The organism is Kluyvera sichuanensis, assembly GCF_040930405.1.
GTDB classification, from domain to species: Bacteria; Pseudomonadota; Gammaproteobacteria; order Enterobacterales; family Enterobacteriaceae; genus Kluyvera; species Kluyvera sichuanensis.
In genome coordinates, this window is record NZ_CP162271.1 from 1,673,585 (window position 1) to 1,699,908 (window position 26,324).

Here is a 26,324-nt window from a genome sequence, read left to right on the forward strand (position 1 = left end):
ATCACAGGTAACCGGGCATCGGTTTACCGCCGAAAAAGACCGTACCGGCATTGAGGTACGAGAGGTCGCCCATAAAGGCATGTTGGGTAATCACCATCGTGTCGCGGACGTAGCGCTGCAGCGGGCTGGTCATAGTGACGCCGCCCATGCCGTTCAGCGCCAGCGCCTGGCGTGCCACCTCAGCGGCGACGCGGGTCACGTGGGTCGAAGAAAGTCGTAAGGCGTTGATCTGCGCACACTCCGCGTCATCGCCTCTGAGCAGTTGCTGCCAGACGTCGTCGATGGCGTCATAGAACCAGGCGCGGGCGGAACGCAGATCGGCCTCGCAGCGGGCAATTTGCATCTGTGCCTGCGGGCGGTCGGCCAGGCGCGGTGCACCGGTGACCGACTGCTGACGATGGGCAATGGCGTAAATTTCGTTGAGCGCCGCGCGGGCCACGCCGAGCGCCACCACCGAGAGCACCTGGGTTGCCAGAGAGAGCACCGGGTAGCGGTACAGCGGCCCTTCGAGGTTCAGCGCGCCGCCGCGAATAAAGGTCCACTCCTGCGGCACAAAAACGTCATCCACCAGCAGGTCGTGGCTGCCGGTTCCGGCAAGGCCTACCGTGTCCCATACCGGATCAATCTGCACGCTGGCGCGAGGCAGTACCGCCATGCGCGGCAGCGCCTGGTCGCCATCGGGCTGAATGCCTACCCCCAGCACCGATGCCCCCATGCTGCCGCTGGCAAAGCTCCAGCGCCCGCTGACCCGGTAGCCGCCGTCAGCCTGACGCGCTTTTTGCGTCGGGAAAATCCCGCCCGCAAAGACCACGTCCGGGCCATCGCGATATAGCTCTTTTAAGGTTTCTACCGGCAGCGCGCCGAGGTAAAACGGGCTCATACCGAAGCTGGCCACCCAGCCTGCGGAACCGTCCGCGGTGGCAATCTGCTCAACCAGTTCGCAAAACTGTGCCGGGGTGCACTCGTCGCCACCGTAGATTTTCGGCACCAGCGCGCGATAGACGCCCGCCTGTTTAAAACCGGTAATGATGTCGTCAGAAATATGGCGTTGATGCTCAAAATCAGTGCTGCGTGCGCTCACTTCACTCAGCAGCGGAACCAGCGATTCACGGACCTGGACGGTAGACATAGCTTTCTCCAGAAATTGATAGGCAGCCGTTCGCCGGGCGAACGAGGCCGCAATGAGTCGAACTCACTGAGTCATCAGGGAAAAGGTAAAGCGAGTAAGGTTAGCGGCGCGTTCGGGCCGTGAGCCACTCGGCGGCCTGCACCAGCAGCCCTTCAGCCCCTTTACGGGCCACCAATTGCAGCGCAATCGGTCGACCATCAAGCGTGCCTGCAGGCAGCGTGAGCGCCGGGTGTCCGCTGAGGTTAAACGGCCTCACCAGCCGGGTCAGGTTGACCACGCTGAGCGGATCTTTCGCTTCGGTAAGCGTTGGTGGCAGTTCCGGCAAGGTGGCCAGCGCCAGCAGCGGCGTGTCGGCAAGCAGCGCGTCGACGTCGTCGCTAAAGCGGCGGCGCATCTGCTCGGCCTGGGACAGCGCTTCGGCGGTGACCGAGCCTCCGGCGCGAATGCGGGTGGCAACGTCCTGGGAGACGGACTCCTCCATCAGCAGCGGGCTAAAGGCCTGCCAGTTTTCATGGCTGATAATGGCGACGCCCGCGAGATGGGCATCGGTAAGCGTTGGCAGTTCGCCCTGCGCTGGCTTTACGCCCGCCTCGGCAAGGAAGCGCAGCAGCGCGGCATCGATTTCCGGCAACGCTGCCGGGATAAAGGTGATGGCTGGCAGCGCGTCCAGCGGGGATTCGACGGTAATGTGCAGGCGGTTCAGCGCCTGACGAAGGGTATGTGCATCGCGGGTAAACAGACCCACGCTGTCCAGCGAGCTGGCGGCAGGTATCACGCCCTGACGGCTCAGCACGCCGTAGCCCGGTTTCAGGCCAAGGATCCCGCAGCAGGCCGCTGGCATGCGTACCGAACCGCCGGTGTCGGTGCCGAGGGCAAAATCGACCTCGCCCGCCGCCACCACGGCAGCCGAGCCGCTGGAGGAACCGCCGGGGATCAGCGCCGGAAAGCGCGGATTGACCGGCGTGCCGCTCCAGGGATTAATGCCGGTGACGCCAAACGCCAGTTCGTGCAGCGTGGTTTTCCCCGCCAGGACGCAGGCGTTGGCCAGCAGAGTGGCGACGACGCTCGCATGCTGGGCGGCAACCGGCGTATCAGCCAGCGCCGGACAACCCGCCTGGGTGCGGAATCCCGCCACGTCCAGCGTGTCTTTGACGGCAAAACTCAGGTCGCCCTCACCGAGGGTGAACCGTTCGATAAACCCATTGCTCTCACAAACTGGCTGCATGATTAACACCTTAACCAGAAAAAATGAATCACATTCAGGCACGCAGTCGATGCTGCTTTTTTGCCCTGTCCGATAGTTAATCACTATGGAATATTTAGATGAAAATTCAAGTAAATTTTCACGTTAAATTTACCATGATATAACAATTCATTAACCTTTTAATGAGCGGGGTTATTCATGCAGCCTGATGAATTACATAGCAAATTTCGGCATAAGGGAGGGCGTTACCGCTGAAGTGCTCTCCAGCGGCGGTCGTAATAAAAGGGTTTATTTACAGCGAGTTATGATATTTTTCTACACCAGTCACAATTTTGTCATTGTGCCGTGCGGCGGGCTACAGCTCGTTAAGATTATCCAGCACTTTTGACAGCGTCAGGTTCATTTTCTCCACCTGACTGGCGCTGATTCCCTTAAAGCCTTTATCGAAAATCTTGCCCACCAGCGGCATGGCTTCCGCCACTTTCTGCTGGCCGGTTTCTGTCAGCATCACCACCGTCACGCGGGCGTCGTGGACGCTGTTGGCAGTCGTGACCAGCCCATCGTCGCGCAGGCGGCCAACGATTTTAGTTACCGTCGGCATTTTCGCCAGCGCGTATTCGGATATTTGCGAAATGCTCGCTTCGCCGTACTGGTGGGTGATCATCAGTACGCGAAAACGGGAGACGTCCAGGCCAATCTTTTTCAGGGCGACCTCTACGGTTTGGGTGTAACGCGCATAGACGTTAACAATCCAGTAGAACGGAAACTCTTCACGATGAAAGACGGCGTCTTCCGATACTTTTTTTATATGACCCATGCGTTTCCTTACCCCAAAAAACTTCAGATTTTATGATTATACGCTTTGTCTTTCCGCCCGTCCTGACCCCTTTTGGCCGCAAACCACAATGACGCGTCAATGAAAGCGACGCAGATCTCATTATGATTCACAAATGCCACACACATAACAATTACGTATCATTTTACACACGGAAAATTGACATCTTCAGCGGCTATTTTCTATACGTTAGCAGCCTGCACGGCACCCATACTAATAATCACAATGTGGAGCTTTTCATGAACGATAGCCCTTCTCTGGGACACAAACGCGACGGGGAGCTTGCCACTCCGCCCCCGGCGCAGCAGCCGCTGAACCCGCGTCAGCAGGCGGTTATCAATAAGCTTTTCCGTCGTTTAATTGTGTTTTTATTCGTGCTGTTTGTCTTTTCTTACCTCGACCGCATTAACATCGGCTTTGCCGGCCTGACCATGGGCAAAGACCTGGGACTCACCAGCACCATGTTTGGTCTGGCGACGACCCTGTTTTACGTGATGTACGTGGTGTGCGGTATTCCCAGCAACGTGATGCTGACCATCGTTGGCGCCCGCCGCTGGATTGCCGTCCTGATGATTGTCTGGGGCATCGCCTCCACCGCAACGCTTTTCGCCACCGGGCCAAATAGCCTGTATGCGCTGCGTATGCTGGTTGGGATCGCCGAAGCGGGCTTCCTGCCCGGCCTGCTCTACTACTTAACCTACTGGTTCCCGGCGCATTATCGCGCCCGTGCTAACGCCCTGTTTATGATTGCCATGCCGGTGACGATGGCGCTGGGGTCGCTGGCCTCCGGCTATATTCTCAACATGGACGGCATGTTGAATCTCAAGGGTTGGCAGTGGTTGTTCTTGCTGGAAGGCTTCCCGTCGGTGCTGCTCGGTCTGGTGGTCTGGTTCTGGCTTGATGACAGCCCGTCGAAGGCGAAATGGCTGACCGACGACGATAAAGCCTGCCTCGAAGAGATGATGGAGGCCGACCGCCAAAGCGCGCTGCAAACGCAAAGCGCGATTCAGGCCGCGTCGGTGGGGCAAAAGAGCGTCATGCGCGAGCTGATGACGCCCACCATCATGCTCTACACGTTGGCCTACTTCTGCCTGACCAATACGCTCAGCGCCCTGAGCGTCTGGACGCCGCTGATTCTGCGCAGCTTTAACGCCGAAAGCAGTAACGTCACCATCGGCCTGCTTAGCGCCATTCCTCAGGTTTGTACCATTGTCGGGATGGTCTGGTGGAGCAAGCGCTCTGACCGCCATAACGAACGTAAACTGCATACCCTGCTGCCGTATCTGTTCGCCGCCGCAGGCTGGGTGCTGACCGCCACCAGCCCTTATCCGCCGCTGCAGTTTACCGGTATTGTGATGGCATCGATGGGGGCATTTGCCGCGATGGTGATTTTCTGGACCACGCCGGACAGAGCGCTGTCGCTGCGCGCCCGTGCGCTGGGTATTGCGGTGATTAACGGCACCGGGATGACCGGCGCGGCGCTGGGGCCACTGCTGATGGGGCTGATGAAGGATGTGACCGGCAGCTTTAACGCGGGGATCTATATGGTCGCCGGGTTCCTGGTGCTGGGCGCGGTGATTATCGCGTTTATTCCGATGAAGGCGACGCAGCGACAGTCCGATACGGTCGGTGCCGCCCCGGAGTCGGCGTAAACGCCTCGTCCGGGCTACCAGAGAACATCACGTAGCCCGGCCGAGCGAAGCGACACCGGGACAGGCTCGTCCAGATCAGAAGGTGTAGCTCGCCCCTACCTGCACCGTCCGGTCACGACCAATCCAGCAGTTGGTGCTGTCATAGCAGGTCAACGTCTCTTTGTTGGTCAGGTTTTGCGCGCTGGCCTTGAGCATCAGCCCTGCCAGGCTGCTGTCCACCGCCGACATATCGTAAGACACCGACATATCATACTGCGTGGTGCCACCCAGCTTGCCCTCGGTGTTATCCGGTGCAATCTCCATCGGCCCGGTGTAGCGCAACCCGGCCCCTATCGTCAGCCCGCGTACCGCGCGCTGATCGAAGGTGTAGTCACCCCACAGGTTAAAGGTGTTTTCCGGTACCTGCGTCGGACGTTTACCCTGATAGGTTTCATCTTCGGTGTTAATGGCGTGCGTGTAGGCGTAGTTGGCGATCAGGTTGACGTTATCCGTTGGCCGGCTAACCGCCGACAGCTCTGCCCCTTTCGACTCAATCTCCCCGGTCTGATGGTAGTTCCAGCTCGGATCGAGGCTCAGCACGTTTTTCTGCTTGATGTTAAACACCGAGGCGGTGAAGGTGGTCGCATATTCGGCCAGCAGATACTTCACGCCCCCCTCGACCTGCTTACTGGTGGTGGGTTTCACCTGATCGGCCGTCAGGTTACGTGCCGGTGATACCGGCTTAAACCCTTCTGAATAGCTGATGAACGGCGAAATTCCGTTATCAAAGGCGTACAGCGCCCCCAGACGTTTCGTTACCCTATCCTGAGAAATCCACGTTTTCTGGTTGTCGTTCAGGTAATCGGTGGTGGCCGACTGGTATTGGTCATAGCGCAGGCTGGCGAGCAGGTTCAGGCCGCCAAACTCAACCTGATCCTGAAGGTAGTACCCTTTCTGGCTGTAGGAGAGACGGTTTTTCTGTTCCGTATACAGCCCCAGCGCATCTTCATTGACCAGACCGAAATCTGGATTCCGCATATCAATACCCGGCGTCGTAGCCGCAGGCGCATAGCGATAGTGGTAGTGCGAGTTCAGCTTCTGGTAGTCAAACCCAGCCAATAGATGGTGCTGCCAGTCACCAAAGGCGAAGGTGCGCGTCACCTGGTTATCGATGTTGAAGCTATGCAGGTCTTCATCGGTGGTATAGGCGAAACGCTCTAATTCGTAAACAGGATGGCCCGCGTTCCCCGTCGAGTAGATGCTATTCTGGTGGCTGTCGATATCAAAATAGCGCGCTTTTTGCGCAATGCCCCAACCACTATCAAACTCATGCTCAAAGCTGTAGCCCACCATCCACTGGCGCTGCGTAAATTTGTTCCATTTATCGCCAGCATAATCGCGCTTGTCGGCATAGGTTGAGCGCAAATAAGAGAGTGGCAGCGGGTTGGACGGCGTTAAGCTCGGGGTGTTTTGCGCCAACGCGTCAATGGTCAGCCGGGTTCTATCGCTCGGTTGCCAGGTGACGCTCGGTGCGACCAGATAATCTTCCGTGCGGGTGGTGTGCGGCTGATCGTCGCCCTCCATCGCTTTACCCAGCAGGCGGTAGCTCCAGTCACTATCGGCAATACGCCCGGTAGAGTCGAGATACCCCTCTTTCAGATTACGGGTGCCCGTATTAAAGCCGACCTCAGTGCGAGGCGTAGTCTGCGGTTTTTTGCCCTGAATATTCACCAGCCCGCCCGGTGAGCCGTTGCCATACAGTACGGAGGATGGCCCTTTGAGAATATCCACGCTCTCAATCAGCAGCGGGTCAATACGCGCTTTGGTATTGCCGGTGACGTTATAAGGCAGCTGCAGGCCGTTATAGAATTCGTTATCCACGGTAAAGCCGCGAATTTTGTATTCGCTCATGTAGGTGGTGCTACCGCGAGATTCCGTCGATACGCCCGGCGCATAGCGCAGAATTTCATTAATCGACGTCGCGTGCCGCTCGCTGATTTCATGCTGGCTGATGGTGTTGATCACCTGCGGCGTTTTGCTCTCTGCCACCGCAGATTTAGTGGCGCTGTTGGTCCAGGCCGGGAGTTCACTACTCTCGCCTGAGCCCGTAACGACCATCGTGGTTTCATTTTTATCAGCCCAGGCTGACGTGGAAAGGGCAACGGCAATCATCCCTGACAGCGTACAACGACGAAAAACGGTTCTTTTCATTTTATAGGTGAACTCAATCATAACAAAGAACGATAATTATTATCATTTGTGTTTATAGTTCAATATAAAAATGAAGACAACGACGAAATGGGGGGAACGCGAGGGATTAAACGAAGAACGGCCCCTTGCGGGGCCGTTGAGAAACATGATTATTCGCGGCGAATCAGGCGGAAAACCCCCAGCACAACGATGGCGCCGACGACGGCAACCAGGAAGCTGTGCAGGTTAAAACCGGTGACACTGCCGCCGAGGCCAAACGTGGTCGCTAACCAACCGCCCACCACCGCACCAACTATCCCCAGGATGCAGGTGAGGATAAATCCGCCCCCATCACGCCCCGGCATAATCAGTTTGGCAATAACACCGGCAATCAGACCAAAAATAATCCAGGTAATAATACCCATTTTTCCCACCTCTTCAGTTCCATTAAACAGCCATAAAAGCGCCGACATTCTGCGCCGCTAATACTTCAAGTATAGGTAATTGTTCTTAAAAAACCTGGCAAGGCGATCATATTTTATACGGATAAATACGAATATTGACGTAAGCACTGTCTTAAGTGCTTTGAGCAGCCAAAAGCTGCGAAGATGTTAATTTTTTTCATTTGGGTGCTGAAGTTATGTTTTTGTAAGCCGATAAAAGATAAAGCCTCTGCCATTCAGGAGCCATTCCAGGTGAGTGAGCACAACACACAGTTTTTAAAGCAAAACCCATTAGCCGTTTTAAACGTGCTGCGCGATCTTCAGCAGGCTAACGCCGCGCTGCGCGTCAGCTGGTCGTCCCGCCAGTTTATTAGTCGTATTCTTGATGTCAGCCAGCAGCGTCTGGTTATCGATTTCGGCAGCCGTGATGAGGACAACGTGGCGGCCCGCTCGGCCAAAAACATTACTATGGTCGCGGAGACCAACGGCGCAAAAATAGAGTTTACGGTGCCGCAAATGCAGGTGGAGGATTATCAAAGTCTGCCCGCCTTCGTCATGCCTACCCCGCCGACGGTCTGGTTTATTCAGCGTCGCGAGTTTTTCCGCATTCCTGCGCCGCTGCACCCACCCTATTTCGGCAAGGCCACGCTGCCGGATAAAAGCACGCTGCGCTTTCGGCTGTTCGATCTGTCGCTTGGCGGCATGGGCGCACTGCTGGATGCACCGCCGCCTGGCGGCCTGATTCCGGGAATGGAGCTCAAAGAGATCGAGCTGGATATGGCGCAGTGGGGGCGTTTTCGTTTTGATGCGCAGCTGCTGGCAATCAGCGAACGCAAGGTGGTGGACAGCAAGAATGAAACTATCGTCACGCCGCGCTTAAGCTTCCGTTTCCTGCATATGAATCCGGGGCTTGAGCGCTCGCTCCAGCGCATTATCTTTTCGCTGGAGCGTGAAGCGCGTGAACGGGCGAATAACGTCCGCTGATTACATCGCATCCATCGCTTTCTGCACCTTCCAGATATAGCGCGGAGCCTGCGGTGCTGGGTGGTTCTTCACCACGTGGTCGAAGAATTCGTCCTTATCCAGGTCGTTAATTTTCGCAATGGCCTTTTTACGGTCCGATGAGAAGGTGCGCAGCAGCGCACCTGCACCGTTGGCATACGATACCACCAGCGCGTACTGCATCACTTCCGGGTCGGTGATCCCGGCAAGCGAACCGTGTTCCAGAATGCTCAGATAAGCGGCACCCATCGAGATATTACGTTCCGGGTTTTTCAGCTCGCTGGTTGACGGCTGCCCACTCCAGCCCATGTAGCGGTAGACGTCCAGACCTGAGGTGGAGGCTTTCAGCTGCATCAGACCCACCGCGTTCGATTTACTGACAAGCGACGGGTTACCGCCGGACTCTACGGCGATAATCGCGGTTATCAGGCGTGGGCTTACGCCCCAGGCCGCACCGGCTTTTTCGCTGATAGGCATCCACTGCATTGCTCGTTTCACCGGCACTTCGGGATTCCAGGGCGGGTTACGGTAATCCGATTTAGAACTGCACCCTGCAAGTAATACAATTAAAAAAGCAAACCATCTCAATTTCACGCATCTATCCTTTTAGCTGAACTGTGCCGCCGTTAATGACAACCATGGGCTCAGGCGGCATGATACTCGTTTCACTATCAGCAAGGAAATGCCATGTCTCAGTTTCATCTCGTCGCCCCTTCCGGTTATTGCATCAATCAGTCTGCCGCACAGTGCGGGGTTAAGCGATTAGAAGAGGCCGGGCATCAGGTGGAAAATCAGCAGGTTATCACCCGCCGTGACCGCCGTTTTGCCGGGGTGGAGGCTGAGCGCCTGCACGATATCAACGCGCTGGCGACCCTTAAGGGCAAGAACCGTATCGTCATGCCGGTGCGCGGCGGCTATGGCGCGAGCCGCCTGCTGGACAGCATTGACTGGCAGGCGCTGGTTGCCCGTCAACAGCAGGATCCGCTGCTGATCTGTGGCCACAGCGATTTCACCGCCATTCAGTTTGGTCTGCTGGCCGCTGGCAACGTCATCACCTTTAGCGGCCCGATGCTGGCGGGAAACTTCGGTGCACAGACGCTGAACGACTTTACCGAGCAGCACTTCTGGAAGGCGCTGCGCCAGCCGAGCTATAGCGTGGAATGGCAGGGAGATGGCCCCGACTGCGAAACCGCGGGCACGCTGTGGGGCGGCAACCTGGCGATGATCGCCTCGCTTATCGGCACGCCGTGGATGCCAGAAATTCGCGACGGTATTCTGGTGCTTGAGGATATTAATGAACACCCGTTCCGCGTTGAACGTATGCTGTTACAGCTGCTGTACGCTGGGATCCTGCCACGCCAGCGCGCGATTGTGCTGGGCAGCTTTACCGGTGCGAACCCGAATGATTACGACGCCGGGTACTCGCTTGAGTCGATGTACGACTATCTACGTTCACGACTGTCGATTCCGGTCATCAGCGGTCTCGACTTTGGTCACGAACAGCGGACGGTGACGCTGGCGCTCGGCGCGCAGGCGCAACTTTGTCACTCGGCGGGGCAATCCCGCCTCATCATCACCGGACATCCGGTAATAGCTGAATAAAAAACAATAATCACCCTTTATTAATCCACTGTTCACGCCGCAATTATGGTAACGTTTTGTAACTAGCTTGTACGTTATCGGGGAGTGCGTGAACATTGGACGCCACGGCAGTCATTAGTCTCTTTATTTTGGGTTCAGTCTTAGTAACCTGCAGTATTCTCTTAAGCTCATTTTCTTCCCGTCTCGGTATCCCTATTCTGGTTATCTTCTTAGCCATCGGCATGCTGGCGGGCGTTGACGGCATCGGCGGTATTCCCTTCGATAACTACCCTTTCGCCTATATGGTCAGTAACCTGGCGCTGGCGGTGATCCTGCTTGACGGCGGGATGCGCACCCAGGCCAGCTCCTTTCGCGTCGCCTTAGGCCCGGCGCTGTCGCTGGCGACCGTCGGGGTGCTGATCACCTCCGGGCTGACCGGGATGATGGCGGCGTGGCTGTTCAAGCTCGATATCATGGAAGGGATGCTGATTGGCGCGATTGTCGGCTCAACCGACGCGGCGGCGGTGTTTTCACTGCTCGGCGGCAAAGGGCTGAACGAACGTGTAGGTTCAACCCTTGAAATCGAGTCCGGCAGTAACGATCCGATGGCGGTGTTTCTCACCATTACGCTTATCGAGATGATCCAGCAGCACGAAAGCGGGCTGAGCTGGATGTTCCTCGTGCACATTATTCAACAGTTCGGTCTGGGGATTCTGATTGGCGGCGCTGGCGGCTATCTGCTGCTGCAGATGATCAACCGCATCGCCCTGCCCGCCGGGCTCTATCCGCTGCTGGCGCTTAGCGGCGGGATCATGATTTTCGCCGTCACCACCTCGCTCGACGGCAGCGGTATTCTGGCGGTCTACCTGTGCGGCTTCCTGCTCGGTAACCGGCCAATTCGCAACCGCTTTGGCATTCTGCAGAACTTCGATGGTCTGGCGTGGCTGGCGCAAATTGCGATGTTCCTGGTATTGGGGCTGCTGGTAACGCCGTCTGACCTGCTGCCGATCGCCATTCCGGCGCTGCTGCTCTCCATCTGGATGATTTTTATCGCCCGTCCGCTGTCGGTGTTCGCCGGGTTGCTGCCGTTCCGCGGTTTTAATCTGCGCGAGCGCACGTTTATCAGCTGGGTTGGCCTGCGCGGCGCGGTGCCGATCATTCTGGCGGTCTTCCCAATGATGGCTGGGCTTGAGAACGCGCGCCTGTTCTTTAACGTCGCCTTCTTTGTGGTACTGGTGTCGTTGCTGTTACAGGGCACCTCGCTCTCCTGGGCGGCGAAAAAAGCCAAAGTGGTGGTGCCACCGGTTGGCTGGCCTATCTCGCGCGTCGGGCTGGATATTCACCCGGAAAATCCGTGGGAGCAGTTTGTCTATCAACTGAGCGCCGAGAAATGGTGCGTCGGCGCTGCGCTGCGTGACCTGCATATGCCGCCGGAAACGCGGATCGCCGCGCTGTTCCGCGATAACGTGCTGCTGCACCCAACCGGCAGCACCCGCCTGCGGGAAAACGATATTCTGTGCGTCATTGGCCGCGAACGAGACCTGCCGTCGCTCGGGAAAATGTTCAGCCAGTCACCGCCGGTCGCGCTGGATCAAAGCTTCTTCGGCGACTTTATCCTTGAAGCCGGGGCGAAGTTTGCCGATGTAGCCATGATTTATGGCCTCGACGGCGGTGAAGAGTTCCGCGATAACCAGCAGTCGCTGGGAGACATCGTCGAACATCTGCTGGGGGCAGCACCGGTCGTGGGTGACCAGGTGGAGTTTGCCGGTATGGTGTGGACGGTAGCGGAGAAAGAGGAAAATCAGGTGCTGAAGGTCGGCGTGCGGGTGGCCGAGGAAGAGACCGAGTAGTCTGGTCGTTGCCGGGTGGCGCTGCGCTTATCCGGCCTACGGGCCCGGTAGGCGACGCGCCACCGGGCAATCTTACAAAAGTTACACCGTCACAACAGGCACGCGCGGCGCCAGAGCGCACATCAGCTCGTACCCGACGGTGCCCGCGCTGGCGGCCACTTCATCAATTTTAATCTCCTGCCCCCACAGCTCAACCGACGTACCAATTCCCGCCTGCGGACACGGCGTTAAATCCACCGCCAGCATATCCATCGAGATAGCCCCGACGGTGCCGGTTCGGATACCGTCCACCAGCACCGGCGTGCCGTTGGCAGCAATACGCGGATAGCCGTCGGCATAACCACAGGCCACAATCCCGATACGCTGCTCCTCTTTGGCGCGGTAACGGCCGCCGTAACCCACGGCATCCCCCGGCTTCAGAGTCTGAATACCAATAATCTGGCTGCTGAGGCTCATCACCGGCTTCAGCCCGGTGTTGGCAATGTCCTGCCACTGCCCGGACGGCGAAGCACCGTAGAGCACAATGCCCGGCCGCACCCAATCAAAGTGGGTCTCGGGGTGCCAGAGCGTTGCCGCCGAGTTGGCGAGCGAGCGCGGGCACTCCAGCCCTTCAGCGGCCTGTTCGATACGCTGCATCGGTTCCGCCACGCCGTCGGTCAGCTCCGACTGGGCAAAGTGCGACATCAGCGTCATGGTGCTAACGTTGCTGATACCCCGTAGCTGCTGCCACACGGTGTGGATGCGCTCCGGCGCAAAACCGAGGCGGTTCATGCCGCTGTTGACCTTCAAATAGACATCAATCGGCGCATGCAGACGCGCGTTCTGCAGCGCCTTAATCTGCCAGTTGCTGTGTACGCTGGTGGTCAGGCGGTACTTATCAAACAGCTCCAGCTCATCGGCATGGAAGAAACCTTCCAGCAGCAGAATCGGCCCTTTCCAGCCGCGTTCGCGCAGCAAAATCGCCTCTTCAAGGTTGAGCATCGCAAAGCCGTCGGTTTCCCGCAGCGCATTCCAGATGCGATCCAATCCGTGGCCGTAGGCGTTAGCTTTCACCACCGACCAGACGCGAGCACCGCCCGCCGCCCGGCGGACAATGCTCAGATTCTGCTTCAGCGCCTGCAAATCAATCGTGGCGAGCACGGGACGTGACATGCGTTCTCCTTATTGGTGTGCGCCATGCAAATGCTGAGGATGTGCCGGGGTAAAGCCCGGCGAATAGCGTGCAACGCTAAGATCATCATAGGGGATAGCCGGCATTCGGCCAGACATTAAATCACTCAACAACTGGCCGGATCCGCAGGACATGGTCCAGCCCAGCGTGCCGTGACCGGTATTGAGCCACAGATTTTTAAACGCGGTTTTACCCACCACCGGCGTGCCGTCTGGGGTCATTGGACGCAGGCCGGTCCAGAAGGTGGCCTCTTCGATTTTGCCGCCGCGCGGGAAGAGATCCCCCACCACCATCTCCAGCGTCTCGCGGCGCGGCTGCAGCAGTTCGGTGTTAAAGCCGACGATTTCTGCCATGCCGCCCACGCGGATACGGTTATCAAAGCGGGTAATGGCGATTTTGTAGGTTTCGTCGAGGATGGTCGACACCGGCGCACCGCTCTCCTCGACGATAGGGATGGTCAGCGAGTAGCCCTTTAACGGGTAAACCGGAATATCCACCAGCCCTTTCAGCATCGCGGTTGAATAAGAGCCGAAGGCCATCACGTAGGCATCGGCTTTCACCAGTTCGTCACCGCACTTCACGCCAACGATGCGATCGCCTTCCTGAATCAGGCTGTCAACCGGGGTATTAAAGCGGAACGTCACGCCTGCCTGTTCGGCCATTTTCGCCAGTCGCTGGGTGAAGAGCTGACAGTCGCCGGTTTCATCATTCGGCAGACGCAGGCCGCCGGTCAGCTTGTGGGCCACTTCCGCCAGCGCCGGCTCAACCTCTGCCAGGCGTGAGGCTTCGAGCAGTTGATACGGGACGCCCGCATCTTCCAGCACCGCGATATCGCGGGTGGCGTTTTCATACTGTTGTTCGGTACGGAAAAGCTGCAGCGTGCCGCCCTGTCGTCCTTCATAGGCAATACCGGTGGTTTCACGCAGCGTTTTCAGGCAGTCGCGGCTGTACTCAGCCAGGCGCACCATCCGCCCTTTGTTTTCCATGTAGTGACGGGTGTCGCAGTTACGCAGCATCTGCCACATCCACTTCAGCTGGAAGCCGGTGCCGTCCAGACGGATCGCCAGCGGCGCGTGGCGCTGGAACATCCATTTAATCGCCTTCAGCGGCACGCCAGGTGCGGCCCACGGCGCAGCGTAGCCCGGTGAAATTTGCCCCGCGTTAGCCGCGCTGGTTTCCAGCGCCGGACCGGCTTCCCTGTCGATCACCGTAACCTGATGCCCCGCCTGACTTAAATACCAGGCGCTGGTTACGCCAACCACGCCACTTCCCAGTATGACAATGTGCATAGCCACTCCAGAATGAGTAAAAGAACAATCATCTAATTACAAATTGATAACCCAGATGAAAATATTATTCAACATATGCTTTTTTTATGGTGACTTACCTCACAGAGCGCCCACCACGCGGGGTAGCAGAGAATTTGACATCTCCTGCTACCCTCTATTTTTTGTCAGCATAAAACTCTGCAAATATGAAAAATAATCGCTATCAAAATGAATAAATCATGAAGAAAAGAAATGGCGCTTGTTACAGAATTTCTGCGGTGTTCTATTCTTGAAGAGAGGCTCTCCAGACAGAGAGAGTCGCCAACAATGAGGGCGCGCTAATGGCTACGATTGACTCGATGAATAAGGACACCACTCGTCTGAGCGATGGACCCGATTGGACGTTTCCGCTGCTCGAAACCTACCTGGCGGAGATCGACCGGGTGGCGAAGCTATACCGGTTAGACACCTACCCGCACCAGATTGAAGTGATCACCTCCGAGCAGATGATGGACGCATACTCCAGCGTCGGGATGCCGATTAACTATACGCACTGGTCGTTTGGCAAAAAATTTATTGAGACCGAGCGCGGCTATAAGCACGGGCAGCAGGGGTTGGCCTACGAGATTGTCATCAACTCCAACCCGTGTATCGCCTACCTGATGGAAGAGAACACCGTCACCATGCAAGCGCTGGTGATGGCGCACGCCTGCTATGGCCACAACTCCTTCTTTAAAAACAACTATCTGTTCCGTAGCTGGACCGATGCCAGCTCCATCGTCGACTACCTGCTGTTCGCCCGCAAATACATTGCCGACTGCGAAGAGCGCTATGGCGTGGACGAGGTGGAGCGCCTGCTCGACTCCTGTCACGCGCTGATGAACTACGGGGTGGACCGCTACAAACGGCCATCGAAGATCTCCATGCAGGAAGAGAAAGCGCGGCAGAAGAGCCGTGAGGAGTACCTGCAAAGCCAGGTGAATATGCTGTGGCGTACCCTGCCGAAGCGCGATGAAGAGAAAGCCGTCGAGTCGGCGCACCGCTATCCGTCTGAGCCGCAGGAAAACCTGCTCTACTTTATGGAGAAGAACGCGCCGCTGCTGGAGTCGTGGCAGCGTGAAATCCTGCGCATTGTGCGCAAGGTCAGCCAGTATTTTTATCCGCAAAAACAGACCCAGGTGATGAACGAAGGCTGGGCGACCTTCTGGCACTACACCATCCTCAACCATCTGTACGATGAGGGGAAAGTGACCGAGCGCTTTATGCTTGAGTTCCTGCACAGCCACACCAACGTGGTGTATCAACCGCCATACAACAGCCCGTGGTATAGCGGCATTAACCCGTATGCCTTGGGCTTCGCCATGTTCCAGGATATTAAGCGTATCTGTCAGAACCCAACGGACGAAGATAAGTATTGGTTCCCGGACATCGCGGGCTCGGACTGGCTCACGACCCTGCACTTCGCAATGCGTGATTTTAAAGACGAGAGCTTTATCAGCCAGTTCCTGTCACCGAAGATCATGCGTGATTTCCGCCTGTTTACGGTGCTGGATGACGATCGTAATAACTATCTGGAGATTTCAGCGATCCACAATGAGGAAGGGTATCGGGAGATTCGTTCGCAGCTTTCGTCCCAGTACAACCTCAGCAATCTGGAGCCGAATATTCAGGTGTGGAACGTGGATCTGCGCGGCGACCGTTCGCTGACGCTGCGCTATGTGCCGCATAACCGCGCGCCGCTGGATAAAGGGCGTCGTGAGGTGCTCAAGCATGTGCATCGTTTGTGGGGGTTTGATGTGCATCTGGAGCAGCAGAATGCGGACGGCAGCGTGGAGTTGCTGGAGCGCTGCCCACCGCGACCAAATGCGCTGTAACCTAATATTGTAGCCCGGACGAGGTGCGGAGCGCCGACTCCGGGATTGCTTTTCCTTTCAGATATAGGCCGGATAAGCGAAGCGCCATCCGGCCTACAGGGAATGAAACTAGCGCACTGACTAGCGGCTATGGATCGCCAAATCACCCGGCAATGTCTTCTGCATCCGATGCCAGATCTCACCACTATCATGACCGTAGCGACGCACCGTCTCGTACACCTTATCGTGCGCGCCCTCTTCACACAGTTTCGCCAGCTCATGATAGAAGCCAAGCGCCAGGCTGCGTGCTTCCGGGCTGGAGAAATAATGACGCCCCAGACGGGTATACAGACCTTTCATGCCGTTGAGGATCAGCCCATAGATAGGGTTACCGGAAGCAAATGCCAGGCCACGGAACACGCCGTAGTCCAGTTCGGCAAAGGCATCGGCATAATCTTCCACTTCGCGCGTTTTGGCGAGCACTTCCAGCGATTTTTCAGGGTGCTGACGGAAAGCGGTACGGATGTAGATGGTCGAGATATTGGTACGCACGGACAGCAGATTATCAATCAGCTGCGGTACGCTATCGTGATCGAGACGCGCCAGCGTTTCCAGAATATTGAGGCCGGACGTTTCCCAGAAGTTATTCACTTTCGTCGGCTTACCGTGCTGGATAGTTAACCATCCATCGCGCGCCAGACGCTGCAACACTTCACGTAAGGTCGTGCGGGTCACACCAATTAATTCCGAGAGTTCACGTTCAGCGGGAAGAATAGACCCAGGAGGGAAGCGATTATTCCAGATACTTTCAACAATATACTCTTCAGCGAAACCCGCCGGGCTTTGCGCCTTAATGACCATAGTAATAATTCCATTACACAGCGTTGCAATTAGACTCATCATACCAGAGGCAACATAGAGCAGATAGCATGGCCAACGAATTAAAAAGGGATCGGCGTTTCATTTTTCACATTTCTTTTTGCCCATAAAACCCCGCCAGACAGCCTATGTCTGGCAGTGTCGTTGATTTAATGGTAAAAAATGACATCTTTTCAGGAGGAAGACGGTTGTCATGGAAATCTCTTACGGTCGTGCGCTGTGGCGTAACTTTCTTGGCCAGTCACCGGACTGGTACAAGCTGCTGCTGATTATTTTCTTAATCATCAATCCGCTGGTGTTTTTAATTCATCCCTTTGTCGCCGGGTGGCTATTGGTCGTGGAGTTTATCTTCACCCTGGCGATGGCGCTGAAGTGCTATCCGCTGATTCCCGGCGGGCTGCTGGCGATTGAGTCAGTACTGATCGGCATGACCTCACCCGCGCACGTGCGCGATGAGATAGCTGCCAACCTCGAAGTGCTGCTGCTGCTGATCTTTATGGTCGCGGGCATCTACTTTATGAAGCAGCTATTGCTGTTTATCTTCACTCGTCTTTTGCTCACCATCCGCAGCAAACGGCTTTTATCAATAGCATTCTGCGTGGCCGCCGCCTTCCTGTCGGCGTTCCTTGATGCGCTGACGGTAGTGGCCGTGATTATCAGCGTCGCGGTGGGCTTTTACAGCATCTATCATCGGGTGGTGTCGTCGCGCCCTGACGATGACGATCTGCTCGACGATAGCCATATCGACAAACACAACCGCGTGGTGCTGGAGCAGTTCCGCGCCTTCCTGCGCAGCCTGATGATGCACGCCGGCGTCGGAACCGCGCTCGGCGGCGTGATGACGATGGTCGGCGAACCGCAGAACCTGATTATTGCTAAAGTCGCCGGCTGGCATTTCGGCGAGTTCTTCCTGCGCATGTCGCCGGTCACCGTACCGGTGTTTATCTGCGGCCTGCTGACCTGTTGGCTACTCGAGAAGTACAAAGTCTTCGGCTACGGCGCTGAACTGCCCGACCCGGTGCGTAAAATTCTGCACGATTTCGACGAGCGCAGTCGCCAGCAGCGTACGCCACAGGAGAAAATGCGACTGATTGTCCAGGGCATCATCGGCGTCTGGCTGGTGCTGGCGCTGGCGCTGCACCTGGCAGAGGTGGGGCTGATCGGCCTGTCGGTGATTATCTTCGCTACCGCATTTACCGGCATCACCGACGAACATGCCATTGGCAAAGCGTTTACCGAAGCGCTGCCATTTACCGCTCTGCTTACGGTCTTCTTTGCCGTGGTGGCGGTGATTATCGATCAGCATCTCTTTGCGCCCATTATCGACTTCGTTCTGCAAGCGTCACCGCACGCTCAACGTTCGCTGTTCTACATCTTTAACGGCGTGCTGTCGTCCATCTCCGATAACGTGTTTGTCGGCACCGTTTATATCAACGAAGCGAAAGCCGCGCTGGATAACGGGGCTATCAGCCTGCCGCAGTTTGAACTGCTGGCGGTAGCCATCAACACCGGTACCAACCTGCCGTCGGTGGCGACGCCAAACGGCCAGGCGGCCTTCCTGTTCCTGCTCACCTCGGCGCTGGCGCCGCTGATTCGCCTCTCCTACGGGAGAATGGTATGGATGGCGCTGCCCTATACGCTAGTTCTGACGCTTATCGGCCTGCTGTGCGTCGAGTTTACGCTACAGCCGGCGATAGACTGGATGATGAATAATGGGCTATTAGTTTTACCTCAATAGCGATGAATAACGACTCAGCGATTCAATGCCGACAACTTTTGTTCGAGCGTTGAATCGCTATTTACGAATAATTGCGTATCACCCGATGGCACGGCTATCGTTTTCGTTTACACTGCGCTTTCAAAGCACGTTCCAGGGAAATGTTTATGTTGCGATATTTAAACCAGAGCTCACGTGGCCGCAGTGCCTGGTTATTAATGGCGTTAACCGCTTTTGCGCTTGAGTTAGTGGCATTATGGTTCCAGCACGTGATGCTATTAAAGCCGTGCGTTCTCTGTATTTACGAGCGCTGTGCGCTATTCGGGATTATGGGTGCAGGCTTAGTCGGCGCTATCGCGCCGAAGAGTCCACTGCGCTATGTGGCCCTGCTTATCTGGCTGTACAGCGCCTTCCGCGGTCTGCAGTTAGCCTGGGAACACACCATGATTCAGCTGCACCCATCGCCGTTTATGACCTGTGATTTTATGGCGCGCTTCCCAAGCTGGCTGCCGCTTGATAAGTGGCTGCCGCAGGTGTTTGTCGCATCAGGTGATTGCTCTGTTCGTCAGTGGGAATTCTTATCTCTGGAGATGCCGCAGTGGCTGGTCGGCATTTTTGCCGCCTATCTGATTGTGGCGCTGCTGGTGCTGATTGCCCAACCGTTCAAACCGAAAAGACGCGACCTGTTCGGCCGCTAATGACGACCTTGCCAGCGGCCTTGCGCAGGCGGCTGGCAAGCTATCCTACCCACGACCATATCCCATACCCCACCGCAAACAGCAGGCTCCAGCCGCTCAGATTAATAATCAACGCCAGCATTAACAGCTTTATTGGATTACGCATACGCGTCCTTATACCGAATCGCTTTTAGTCTCTATCGGCCCGGTATAAGAATTTCGTAGGGATTTAAGGCAGGAAATATAAAAATAGTGAATGGTTCCGCAAATTGCGGTTTATTTAGCCCAATCAGGCTTATTTAAGATATGGTCCTGCCAGTCATGTACTTCTGATTCTTTTACCGCAATATGGCGTACGGAAATGCGCTCACCGTGCATCGCCGCTTTAGAACCGGTGATAAGCGGGTGCCACTGCGGCAGCGGTTGCCCTTCCGCCAGCAGGCGATAGGCGCAGGTATGCGGCAACCATTCGAAGGTTGGCAGATTGTCGCGGGTCAGCTTGATGCAGTCCGGTTCGTACTCGAAGCGGCGTTCGTAGTTACGGCACTGGCAGGTTTTGATGTTGAGCTGACGACAGGCCACGTTGGTGAAGTAGATTTCGTCGGTGTCGTCATCCATCAGCTTGTGCAGGCAGCACTGCCCACAACCATCGCACAGCGACTCCCATTGCGCATCGGTCATTTCATCAAGGGTTTTGCTCTGCCAGAAAGGTAATTCGCTCATCAGGATGTCCACATCAAAAATCAGGGTGCTTCTTATAACCAGTCTGGCACAGGGATGCAAGTTTTGCCGCCCGAATGGGGCGGCAAGGAGGGCTTACAGTACGCGGGTGGTCAGAGACAGGCCGTTAAACTGCACCTCAAGCTCATCACCCGCGTGCAGCGGGCCAACGCCTTCCGGCGTGCCGGTCAGCACAACGTCACCCGGTTTCAGGGTAAAGAAGCGGCTCATATAGGCAATCAGCGGCACAATCTTGTGGATCATGTCAGACGTACTGCCCTGCTGGCGCACTTCGCCGTTGATGGTCAGCCCCAGCGAAATATTCTGCGGGTCGCCCTCAAAGGCGGAAACGGGAATAAAGCCGGAGATCGGGCAGGAGTTATCAAAGCCTTTGGCTTTTTCCCACGGCTGACCGGCCTTCTTCATCTTCCCCTGAATGTCGCGCAGAGTGAGGTCCAGCGCCACGCCGTAGCCAGCAATGGCCTGCAGCACGTGGTCTTCGGTTGCCTGACGCAGTGTGCTGCCAATCAGTACCGCCAGTTCGACTTCATGATGCACAGAGCCAAGGCCCTGCGGCAGGATCAGCGGCTGGCGCAGGTCGCACAGCGCCGTTTCCGGCTTGATAAAGAGGACGGGTTCTTCCGGCGTTGCGCTGCCCATTTCCTGGATATGTTTTGCATAATTACTGCCAACACAGACAACTTTGCTTACCGGGTAATCCAGCAGAGCACCCTGCCAGTTATGATGCTGATACATGCTTTTCCCTTACTCGTTGTTCAACCATGGACGCATTTTGGCCGGAAGCGAAGCGGTTACTCGCTCTTATTTTGCGACTCAGCCAAATGCTGTTTTAACAAATTTTCAGGCGGTGGCGGGATCTGTAAATAATAGCCCTGCTCTTTTAGCGCCTGTTTTACTTTTTCCAGATCGGCATTGACGGTTTTCTTACGTCCATCAAGCGGCAGCAGCATGGCTAACTGCGGCTGACCGAAGCCCTGCATCAGTTCCTGAGGCACACGGGAGAAATCGTCTTTTTTTTCGACATACAAATAGGTTTGATCACGTTTAGAACTACGATAAATCACACAAAACATACTTTATACTCGGAATTAGGACAGTGGTTACTTGCTTGAATATATATGTGACTATAACATGACTGATAGTCTTCGGAATATCACTGCGCTTAGCGCGGCGATAAATAGCAAATTGAGTAAGGCCAGGATGTCAAACACGCCAATCGAACTAAAAGGCAGCAGCTTCACCCTATCTGTGGTTCATTTGCATGATGCAAAGCCCGAGGTTATTCGTCAGGCGTTGGAAGACAAAGTCGCCCAGGCTCCGGCCTTTTTCCGTCATGCCCCGGTGGTCGTCAACGTCGGTAACCTTGAAGAATTCACCCAGTGGCGTGCGATTCAGCAGGCCATTATGTCAGTGGGTTTACGCATTGTCGGCGTCAGCGGTTGTAAAAACCCGCAGTTTAAGGCGGCCATCGACCAATCCGGCCTTCCTTTACTGACTGAAGGTAAAGAAAAAGTTACCCGCCCGGCCCCCGTAGAACAGCCAAAACCCGTAGAACCCGAACCAATTGTTAGTCCGATCACAAAAACGCGAATGATTGATACGCCAGTACGTTCCGGTCAGCGCATTTATGCACCAAACTGTGATCTGATTGTGACAAGCCACGTTAGCGCGGGCGCGGAGCTGATTGCCGATGGGAATATTCACGTTTACGGCATGATGCGTGGACGCGTTCTCGCCGGTGCCGGCGGAGACCGGGAAGCACAAGTATTTTGTACCCACCTGGCGGCGGAGCTGGTCTCCATTGCCGGGGAATATTGGCTGAGCGATCAGATCCCAGCCGAATTTTATGGCAAAGCGGCGCGTCTGCGTTTGGACAACAGCGCTTTGACTATTCAACCGTTAAATTAATCCCTTTTTAACAAGGAATTTCTATGGCACGCATTATTGTTGTGACTTCAGGTAAAGGGGGCGTGGGCAAGACCACCTCCAGCGCGGCCATCGCAACTGGTTTGGCGCAGAAGGGAAAGAAAACGGTCGTTATCGATTTTGATATCGGTCTGCGTAACCTTGACCTGATCATGGGCTGCGAACGTCGTGTAGTCTATGATTTTGTTAACGTTATTCAGGGCGACGCCACGCTGAACCAGGCGTTAATCAAAGATAAGCGTACCGAGAATCTCTTTATCCTGCCTGCGTCTCAGACCCGTGATAAAGATGCGCTGACCCGCGAAGGCGTCGAGAAAGTGCTCGACGAACTGAAGAAGATGGAATTCGACTTCGTGGTCTGCGACTCCCCTGCCGGTATTGAAACCGGTGCGCTGATGGCGCTCTATTTCGCTGATGAAGCGATCATCACCACTAACCCGGAAGTGTCGTCCGTTCGTGACTCCGACCGTATTCTGGGCATTCTGGCGTCGAAATCTCGCCGCGCCGAAAATGGTGAAGAACCGATTAAAGAACACCTGCTGCTGACGCGCTATAACCCAGGCCGCGTGAGCAAAGGCGATATGCTGAGCATGGAAGATGTGCTGGAGATCCTGCGCATCAAACTGGTCGGTGTAATTCCAGAAGATCAGTCAGTGCTGCGCGCCTCTAACCAGGGCGAGCCGGTGATTCTGGATACCGTGTCTGACGCAGGCAAAGCCTACGCCGACACCGTCGATCGTCTGTTGGGAGAAGAACGTCCTTTCCGCTTCATTGAAGAAGAGAAGAAAGGTTTCCTCAAACGCCTGTTCGGAGGATAAATCATGGCATTACTCGACTTTTTTCTCTCACGGAAAAAGAATACCGCCAACATTGCTAAAGAACGCCTGCAGATCATTGTCGCGGAACGCCGCCGCAGTGACGCAGAACCGCACTATCTGCCGCAGTTAAGGAAGGATATTCTGGAAGTGATTTGCAGGTATGTGCAGATTGACCCAGAAATGGTCACGGTGCAGTTAGAGCAAAAAGACGGGGATATTTCGATTCTGGAACTCAACGTCACGCTGCCGGAAGCAGAAGAGTCAAAATCCTGACTGTCGGTGGTGTAAAAAAAGGCGCTAGTGATAGCGCTTTTTTTGTGTCTGGAGTCTGGTGCCTTCCCGGGGTCGCTGCGCTCGCCCGGGCTACACGCCCTGCCGCGCGGGCGAGCATTCGCGCCAGACTTAACGCGGGTACGCCGTTAACAGCTTGTCTAGCGAACCGGAAAGCAGGTCACCGCGCCAGCCGGAGATCATCTCAGGTGCCGTGGTGCGCGGTTTCAGCTGCCAGTGCCAGTTCAGCAGCTGGTTAATCTGACGACGGGATGCCAGCATTTCAGGGCTAACGTCATTCGCCTGCCCCACTTCCTGCACCAGCGCCTTAATCTCTTTAAATGCTTTGCGGTAGCCCGGCATATCCATCAGGTTCAACAGCGGTTCCGGCAACGCGTCATCCGGCAGCGCCTGGGCTTTTTCCACCAGGCTAATCAGCGTTTTGCCGTGGAAACGAATTTCGCTGCCGGAAAGCCCCAGGCTGTCCAGCTCGCCGAGGCTGCCCGGCATATAGCGCGCCACGCTCCACAGATGCTCTTCACGCACCACAAAGTTCACCGCCAGGTCACGCTCGCGCGCTTTGCGCAGACGCCAGTCGGCGAGCAGTTGCAGGCATGCCAGCTGGCGCGTACGCAGCTGCCAGGCATTGGTGATATCGCGCCAGGCGTCCGCCGGGTCGGTGACTTCCTGACGACGCTGCTGCATCAACTGACACTCATTGAGCGCCCACTCCAGTCGCCCGGCCTGTTCGGTTTCCGCCATCAGCTTGTGGGCGATAGGCAGCAAGTACCAGACATCCGCTGCCGCATAATCGCACTGGCGTGCCGTCAATGGACGAGCCAGCCAGTCGGTACGGGATTCGCTCTTATCCAGCTCAACGCCGGAATACTCAGCGACCATTGGCGCGAAGCCCCAGGACATCGGGCGACCGCAGAACGCTGCTAGCACCTGGGTATCAATAAGCGGCTGCGGCATTGAACCGAAGGTGTTCATAAACACTTCCAGATCTTCGCTACCTGCGTGCAGGAACTTGGTAATGTTGCGATCTTGCAGAATCGCCTGCAGCGGCGACCAGTCGGTAATATTCAGAGGATCAATCAGCGCCGTACGCTCGCCGTCGAAAAGCTGAATCAGCCCCAGCTGCGGGTAATAGGTGCGGGTGCGAACAAACTCGGTGTCCAGCGCCACGGCGGTGGTCTGACGAACCGCATCGCACAGGGTGCTGAGTTCATCGTTGGTAGTGATCATCTGATAGTTCAAATCGTACTCTCTTAGATAGCGCCAAAAAAAACGCCAGCAGAGCTGGCGTTTGGCATCATGACTCGTGACTTATCCCTTATTGTCCACTTTGGCACGGGCTTCGTCACGTAATTCTCGTCTTAAAATTTTACCGACGTTCGACTTCGGTAATTCCTGACGAAATTCAACCAGTTTCGGCACTTTATAGCCGGTAAGCTGGCGGCGGCAGAAGGTAATCAACGCCTCTTCAGTGAGGCTTTCATCCTTCTTGACCACAAAAATTTTCACCGCTTCACCGCTGTTGCCGGACGGCACGCCCACGGCGGCCACTTCCAGCACGCCGGTGTGCTGCATCACCACGTCTTCAATTTCGTTCGGATACACGTTGAAGCCGGAGACCAGAATCATATCTTTTTTACGATCAACGATGCGCAGGAAGCCCTCTTCGTCCATCACCGCGATATCTCCGGTGTGCAGCCAGCCGTCTTTGATGATTTCGTCGGTGGCATCAGGACGCTGCCAGTAGCCTTCCATCACCTGCGGCCCTTTAACGCACAGCTCACCGGGCTGGCCCGCTGGCACTTCGTTATCGTCGTCATCCACCAGCTTCACGTCGGTCGACGGCACCGGCAGGCCAATGCTGCCGCTGTGGTAGTCGATATCGTGCGGATTCACGCTCACCAGCGGCGCGCATTCGGTCAGGCCATAGCCTTCCAGCAGATACTGCCCGGTCAGCTTCACCCAGCGTTCCGCCACCGCGTGGTTCACCGGCATCCCACCGCCTGCGGAGAGATGCAGGGTTGAGAAGTCCAGCTGCTGGAACTCTTTATTGTTCAGCAGCGCGTTAAACAGGGTATTCACCCCGGTCATGGCGGTGAACGGGTATTTTGCGAGCTCCTTCACTAACCCCGGAATATCACGCGGGTTGGTGATCAGAATATTTTTACCGCCCAGCTCGATAAACAGCAGGCAGTTCATGGTCAGCGCGAAAATGTGGTACAGCGGCAACGCGGTAATAACCACTTCTTTGCCTTCGTGCAGCAGCGGCCCGTAGGTCGCTTTCACCTGCTCGAGGTTCGCCAGCATGTTGCGGTGAGTCAGCATCGCCCCTTTCGCCACGCCGGTAGTCCCCCCGGTGTACTGCAGGAAGGCGATATCGTCTGCCTTCACTTCCGGCTTCACGTACTGCAGGCGATAGCCGTTATGTAGCGCGCTGCGGAACGAAATGGCGTCCGGCAGATGATATTTCGGCACCAGTCGTTTGATGTATTTGACCACGAAGTTAACCAGCGTACCTTTCGCCGTGGAGAGCTGGTCGCCCATGCGGGTCAGGATCACGTGTTTAACCGAGGTTTTGTCGACCACTTTTTCCAGGGTATGGGCAAAGTTGGAGACGATAACAATCGCCTGCGCGCCGCTGTCGTTCAGCTGATGTTCCAGCTCGCGCGGGGTGTACAGCGGGTTAACGTTCACCACGATCATCCCGGCACGCAGAATACCAAACAGGGCGACCGGGTATTGCAACAGGTTCGGCATCATCAGCGCGACGCGGTCGCCCTGCTTAAGCCCCAGCCCGTGCTGGAGATAAGCGGCAAAGGCGCGGCTGCGCTCTTCAAGCTTACGGAAGGTCATGACTTCGCCCATGTTGACGAAGCCAGGCTGGTCGGCAAAGCGCGTTGCCGAGTGTTCGAACAGTTCCACCAGGGATTGATAACGGTCAGGATTGATCTCTGCCGGGACGTCAGCAGGATAACGGTTGAGCCAAACCTTTTTCAAAGCATCACCTCTAAAATACGTATTCGTCGTCATCGCAACCCCAAATGATAAACTTTCATTAACATTATATTAACTCAGCGTACCAGTTTAAGAATTAATCAGAATTAAGGTTGCGAAGCGCGTC

Annotated in this window: 24 protein-coding genes; 10 read left to right on the forward strand and 14 right to left on the reverse strand. The window is 56.0% G+C overall.

The genetic code is table 11. The annotated features are described in order from the left end of the window. Position 1: 1 nt before the first annotated feature. The 3 genes from AB2B48_RS08335 to AB2B48_RS08345 form a co-directional block, all read right to left on the reverse strand. Positions 2-1,129, reverse strand: a complete 1,128-nt coding sequence (locus AB2B48_RS08335; RefSeq protein WP_368301525.1) for an acyl-CoA dehydrogenase family protein — start codon at positions 1,127-1,129, stop codon at positions 2-4. A gap of 100 nt (positions 1,130-1,229) precedes the next feature. Next, the gene (locus AB2B48_RS08340; protein WP_368301526.1) at positions 1,230-2,354 is read right to left on the reverse strand and encodes an amidase; all 1,125 of its coding nucleotides are present in this window, start codon (positions 2,352-2,354) and stop codon (positions 1,230-1,232) included. Positions 2,355-2,688: 334 nt separating this feature from the next. Beyond that, complete coding sequence (locus tag AB2B48_RS08345; protein WP_185667695.1) at positions 2,689-3,150, reverse strand: MarR family winged helix-turn-helix transcriptional regulator; 462 nt, start codon at positions 3,148-3,150, stop codon at positions 2,689-2,691. 257 nt (positions 3,151-3,407) lie between these two features. Here AB2B48_RS08345 and hpaX point away from each other — a divergent pair, with 257 nt between their 5' ends. Further along, complete coding sequence (gene hpaX, locus AB2B48_RS08350) at positions 3,408-4,820, forward strand: 4-hydroxyphenylacetate permease (RefSeq protein WP_333497458.1); 1,413 nt, start codon at positions 3,408-3,410, stop codon at positions 4,818-4,820. A gap of 75 nt (positions 4,821-4,895) precedes the next feature. On the opposite strand, the gene AB2B48_RS08355 is transcribed toward hpaX, so the two are convergent. Both AB2B48_RS08355 and AB2B48_RS08360 read right to left on the reverse strand, forming a co-directional pair. Next, positions 4,896-7,010, reverse strand: coding sequence for a TonB-dependent siderophore receptor (locus tag AB2B48_RS08355; RefSeq protein WP_368301527.1), 2,115 nt, complete (start codon positions 7,008-7,010; stop codon positions 4,896-4,898). A gap of 149 nt (positions 7,011-7,159) precedes the next feature. Continuing rightward, positions 7,160-7,414 carry a GlsB/YeaQ/YmgE family stress response membrane protein gene (locus tag AB2B48_RS08360; RefSeq protein WP_185667692.1) on the reverse strand — a complete coding sequence of 85 codons (255 nt, stop codon included), beginning with the start codon at positions 7,412-7,414 and terminating at the stop codon, positions 7,160-7,162. Between the two features lie 270 nt (positions 7,415-7,684). Between AB2B48_RS08360 and AB2B48_RS08365 the strand changes: the two genes are divergently transcribed. Next, on the forward strand, positions 7,685-8,416 hold the full coding sequence (locus tag AB2B48_RS08365; protein WP_333010558.1) for a flagellar brake protein YcgR: 732 nt from the start codon (positions 7,685-7,687) through the stop codon (positions 8,414-8,416). Here AB2B48_RS08365 and emtA read toward each other — a convergent pair whose 3' ends face one another. Next, positions 8,417-9,028 carry a membrane-bound lytic murein transglycosylase EmtA gene (gene emtA, locus AB2B48_RS08370; RefSeq protein WP_185667690.1) on the reverse strand — a complete coding sequence of 204 codons (612 nt, stop codon included), beginning with the start codon at positions 9,026-9,028 and terminating at the stop codon, positions 8,417-8,419. Between the two features lie 93 nt (positions 9,029-9,121). Here emtA and ldcA point away from each other — a divergent pair, with 93 nt between their 5' ends. After that, a complete protein-coding gene (gene ldcA / locus AB2B48_RS08375; protein ID WP_185667689.1) occupies positions 9,122-10,036 on the forward strand; it encodes a muramoyltetrapeptide carboxypeptidase in 915 nt (304 codons plus the stop codon). A 95-nt stretch (positions 10,037-10,131) separates the two neighbouring features. Then, positions 10,132-11,865, forward strand: coding sequence for a potassium/proton antiporter (locus tag AB2B48_RS08380; RefSeq protein WP_220438853.1), 1,734 nt, complete (start codon positions 10,132-10,134; stop codon positions 11,863-11,865). Between the two features lie 81 nt (positions 11,866-11,946). Here AB2B48_RS08380 and dadX read toward each other — a convergent pair whose 3' ends face one another. Then, entirely contained in the window at positions 11,947-13,017 is a 1,071-nt protein-coding gene (dadX, locus tag AB2B48_RS08385; RefSeq protein WP_333010560.1) for a catabolic alanine racemase DadX, read from the reverse strand. A gap of 9 nt (positions 13,018-13,026) precedes the next feature. Continuing rightward, positions 13,027-14,325 (reverse strand): D-amino acid dehydrogenase, encoded by a 1,299-nt coding sequence (locus AB2B48_RS08390; protein WP_333497464.1) that lies wholly within the window; start codon positions 14,323-14,325, stop codon positions 13,027-13,029. A gap of 320 nt (positions 14,326-14,645) precedes the next feature. Between AB2B48_RS08390 and AB2B48_RS08395 the strand changes: the two genes are divergently transcribed. Further along, positions 14,646-16,178, forward strand: a complete 1,533-nt coding sequence (locus AB2B48_RS08395; protein ID WP_185667685.1) for a SpoVR family protein — start codon at positions 14,646-14,648, stop codon at positions 16,176-16,178. Between the two features lie 120 nt (positions 16,179-16,298). Here the strand turns inward: AB2B48_RS08395 and fadR are convergent, their stop codons facing one another. Next, entirely contained in the window at positions 16,299-17,018 is a 720-nt protein-coding gene (gene fadR, locus AB2B48_RS08400) for a fatty acid metabolism transcriptional regulator FadR (RefSeq protein WP_368301528.1), read from the reverse strand. A 211-nt stretch (positions 17,019-17,229) separates the two neighbouring features. Here fadR and nhaB point away from each other — a divergent pair, with 211 nt between their 5' ends. Both nhaB and dsbB read left to right on the forward strand, forming a co-directional pair. Further along, a complete protein-coding gene (nhaB, locus tag AB2B48_RS08405; RefSeq protein WP_185667683.1) occupies positions 17,230-18,774 on the forward strand; it encodes a Na(+)/H(+) antiporter NhaB in 1,545 nt (514 codons plus the stop codon). A 146-nt stretch (positions 18,775-18,920) separates the two neighbouring features. After that, on the forward strand, positions 18,921-19,451 hold the full coding sequence (dsbB, locus tag AB2B48_RS08410; protein WP_185667682.1) for a disulfide bond formation protein DsbB: 531 nt from the start codon (positions 18,921-18,923) through the stop codon (positions 19,449-19,451). Positions 19,452-19,706: 255 nt separating this feature from the next. On the opposite strand, the gene AB2B48_RS08415 is transcribed toward dsbB, so the two are convergent. The 3 genes from AB2B48_RS08415 to AB2B48_RS08425 all read right to left on the reverse strand — a co-directional run bounded on the left by AB2B48_RS08415 (position 19,707) and on the right by AB2B48_RS08425 (position 21,244). Next, the gene (locus AB2B48_RS08415) at positions 19,707-20,153 is read right to left on the reverse strand and encodes a YcgN family cysteine cluster protein (RefSeq protein ID WP_185667681.1); all 447 of its coding nucleotides are present in this window, start codon (positions 20,151-20,153) and stop codon (positions 19,707-19,709) included. Between the two features lie 93 nt (positions 20,154-20,246). Then, a complete protein-coding gene (locus AB2B48_RS08420) occupies positions 20,247-20,906 on the reverse strand; it encodes a fumarylacetoacetate hydrolase family protein (protein WP_368301529.1) in 660 nt (219 codons plus the stop codon). Between the two features lie 56 nt (positions 20,907-20,962). Continuing rightward, on the reverse strand, positions 20,963-21,244 hold the full coding sequence (locus AB2B48_RS08425; RefSeq protein ID WP_185667679.1) for a YcgL domain-containing protein: 282 nt from the start codon (positions 21,242-21,244) through the stop codon (positions 20,963-20,965). 127 nt (positions 21,245-21,371) lie between these two features. Between AB2B48_RS08425 and minC the strand changes: the two genes are divergently transcribed. The 3 genes from minC to minE are packed head-to-tail and all read left to right on the forward strand — an operon-like array spanning position 21,372 to position 23,188. Next, positions 21,372-22,079, forward strand: coding sequence for a septum site-determining protein MinC (minC, locus tag AB2B48_RS08430; RefSeq protein ID WP_185667678.1), 708 nt, complete (start codon positions 21,372-21,374; stop codon positions 22,077-22,079). 23 nt (positions 22,080-22,102) lie between these two features. After that, positions 22,103-22,915 carry a septum site-determining protein MinD gene (gene minD / locus AB2B48_RS08435; RefSeq protein ID WP_185667677.1) on the forward strand — a complete coding sequence of 271 codons (813 nt, stop codon included), beginning with the start codon at positions 22,103-22,105 and terminating at the stop codon, positions 22,913-22,915. 3 nt (positions 22,916-22,918) lie between these two features. Then, positions 22,919-23,188: a cell division topological specificity factor MinE gene (gene minE / locus AB2B48_RS08440; protein ID WP_035894584.1), complete on the forward strand. Its 270-nt coding sequence runs from the start codon at positions 22,919-22,921 to the stop codon at positions 23,186-23,188. 129 nt (positions 23,189-23,317) lie between these two features. Here the strand turns inward: minE and rnd are convergent, their stop codons facing one another. Continuing rightward, the gene (gene rnd / locus AB2B48_RS08445; protein WP_368301941.1) at positions 23,318-24,433 is read right to left on the reverse strand and encodes a ribonuclease D; all 1,116 of its coding nucleotides are present in this window, start codon (positions 24,431-24,433) and stop codon (positions 23,318-23,320) included. An 81-nt stretch (positions 24,434-24,514) separates the two neighbouring features. Further along, a complete protein-coding gene (gene fadD / locus AB2B48_RS08450) occupies positions 24,515-26,200 on the reverse strand; it encodes a long-chain-fatty-acid--CoA ligase FadD (RefSeq protein ID WP_185667676.1) in 1,686 nt (561 codons plus the stop codon). Positions 26,201-26,324 lie beyond the last annotated feature (124 nt).

Excerpts from the sequence above, each read along its gene's own strand:
- AB2B48_RS08420 (WP_368301529.1), bottom strand. The coding sequence starts at position 20,906 with ATGTATCAGCATCATAACTGGCAGGGTGCTCTGCTGGATTACCCGGTA.
- minD (WP_185667677.1), top strand. The coding sequence starts at position 22,103 with ATGGCACGCATTATTGTTGTGACTTCAGGTAAAGGGGGCGTGGGCAAG.
- rnd (WP_368301941.1), bottom strand. The coding sequence starts at position 24,433 with ATGATCACTACCAACGATGAACTCAGCACCCTGTGCGATGCGGTTCGT.
- AB2B48_RS08360 (WP_185667692.1), bottom strand. The coding sequence starts at position 7,414 with ATGGGTATTATTACCTGGATTATTTTTGGTCTGATTGCCGGTGTTATT.
- AB2B48_RS08355 (WP_368301527.1), bottom strand. The coding sequence starts at position 7,010 with ATGAAAAGAACCGTTTTTCGTCGTTGTACGCTGTCAGGGATGATTGCC.
- AB2B48_RS08415 (WP_185667681.1), bottom strand. The coding sequence starts at position 20,153 with ATGAGCGAATTACCTTTCTGGCAGAGCAAAACCCTTGATGAAATGACC.
- AB2B48_RS08390 (WP_333497464.1), bottom strand. The coding sequence starts at position 14,325 with ATGCACATTGTCATACTGGGAAGTGGCGTGGTTGGCGTAACCAGCGCC.
- dadX (WP_333010560.1), bottom strand. The coding sequence starts at position 13,017 with ATGTCACGTCCCGTGCTCGCCACGATTGATTTGCAGGCGCTGAAGCAG.
- ldcA (WP_185667689.1), top strand. The coding sequence starts at position 9,122 with ATGTCTCAGTTTCATCTCGTCGCCCCTTCCGGTTATTGCATCAATCAG.
- nhaB (WP_185667683.1), top strand. The coding sequence starts at position 17,230 with ATGGAAATCTCTTACGGTCGTGCGCTGTGGCGTAACTTTCTTGGCCAG.
- AB2B48_RS08395 (WP_185667685.1), top strand. The coding sequence starts at position 14,646 with ATGGCTACGATTGACTCGATGAATAAGGACACCACTCGTCTGAGCGAT.
- fadR (WP_368301528.1), bottom strand. The coding sequence starts at position 17,018 with ATGGTCATTAAGGCGCAAAGCCCGGCGGGTTTCGCTGAAGAGTATATT.
- dsbB (WP_185667682.1), top strand. The coding sequence starts at position 18,921 with ATGTTGCGATATTTAAACCAGAGCTCACGTGGCCGCAGTGCCTGGTTA.
- AB2B48_RS08335 (WP_368301525.1), bottom strand. The coding sequence starts at position 1,129 with ATGTCTACCGTCCAGGTCCGTGAATCGCTGGTTCCGCTGCTGAGTGAA.
- minC (WP_185667678.1), top strand. The coding sequence starts at position 21,372 with ATGTCAAACACGCCAATCGAACTAAAAGGCAGCAGCTTCACCCTATCT.
- minE (WP_035894584.1), top strand. The coding sequence starts at position 22,919 with ATGGCATTACTCGACTTTTTTCTCTCACGGAAAAAGAATACCGCCAAC.
- AB2B48_RS08425 (WP_185667679.1), bottom strand. The coding sequence starts at position 21,244 with ATGTTTTGTGTGATTTATCGTAGTTCTAAACGTGATCAAACCTATTTG.
- AB2B48_RS08340 (WP_368301526.1), bottom strand. The coding sequence starts at position 2,354 with ATGCAGCCAGTTTGTGAGAGCAATGGGTTTATCGAACGGTTCACCCTC.
- AB2B48_RS08345 (WP_185667695.1), bottom strand. The coding sequence starts at position 3,150 with ATGGGTCATATAAAAAAAGTATCGGAAGACGCCGTCTTTCATCGTGAA.
- hpaX (WP_333497458.1), top strand. The coding sequence starts at position 3,408 with ATGAACGATAGCCCTTCTCTGGGACACAAACGCGACGGGGAGCTTGCC.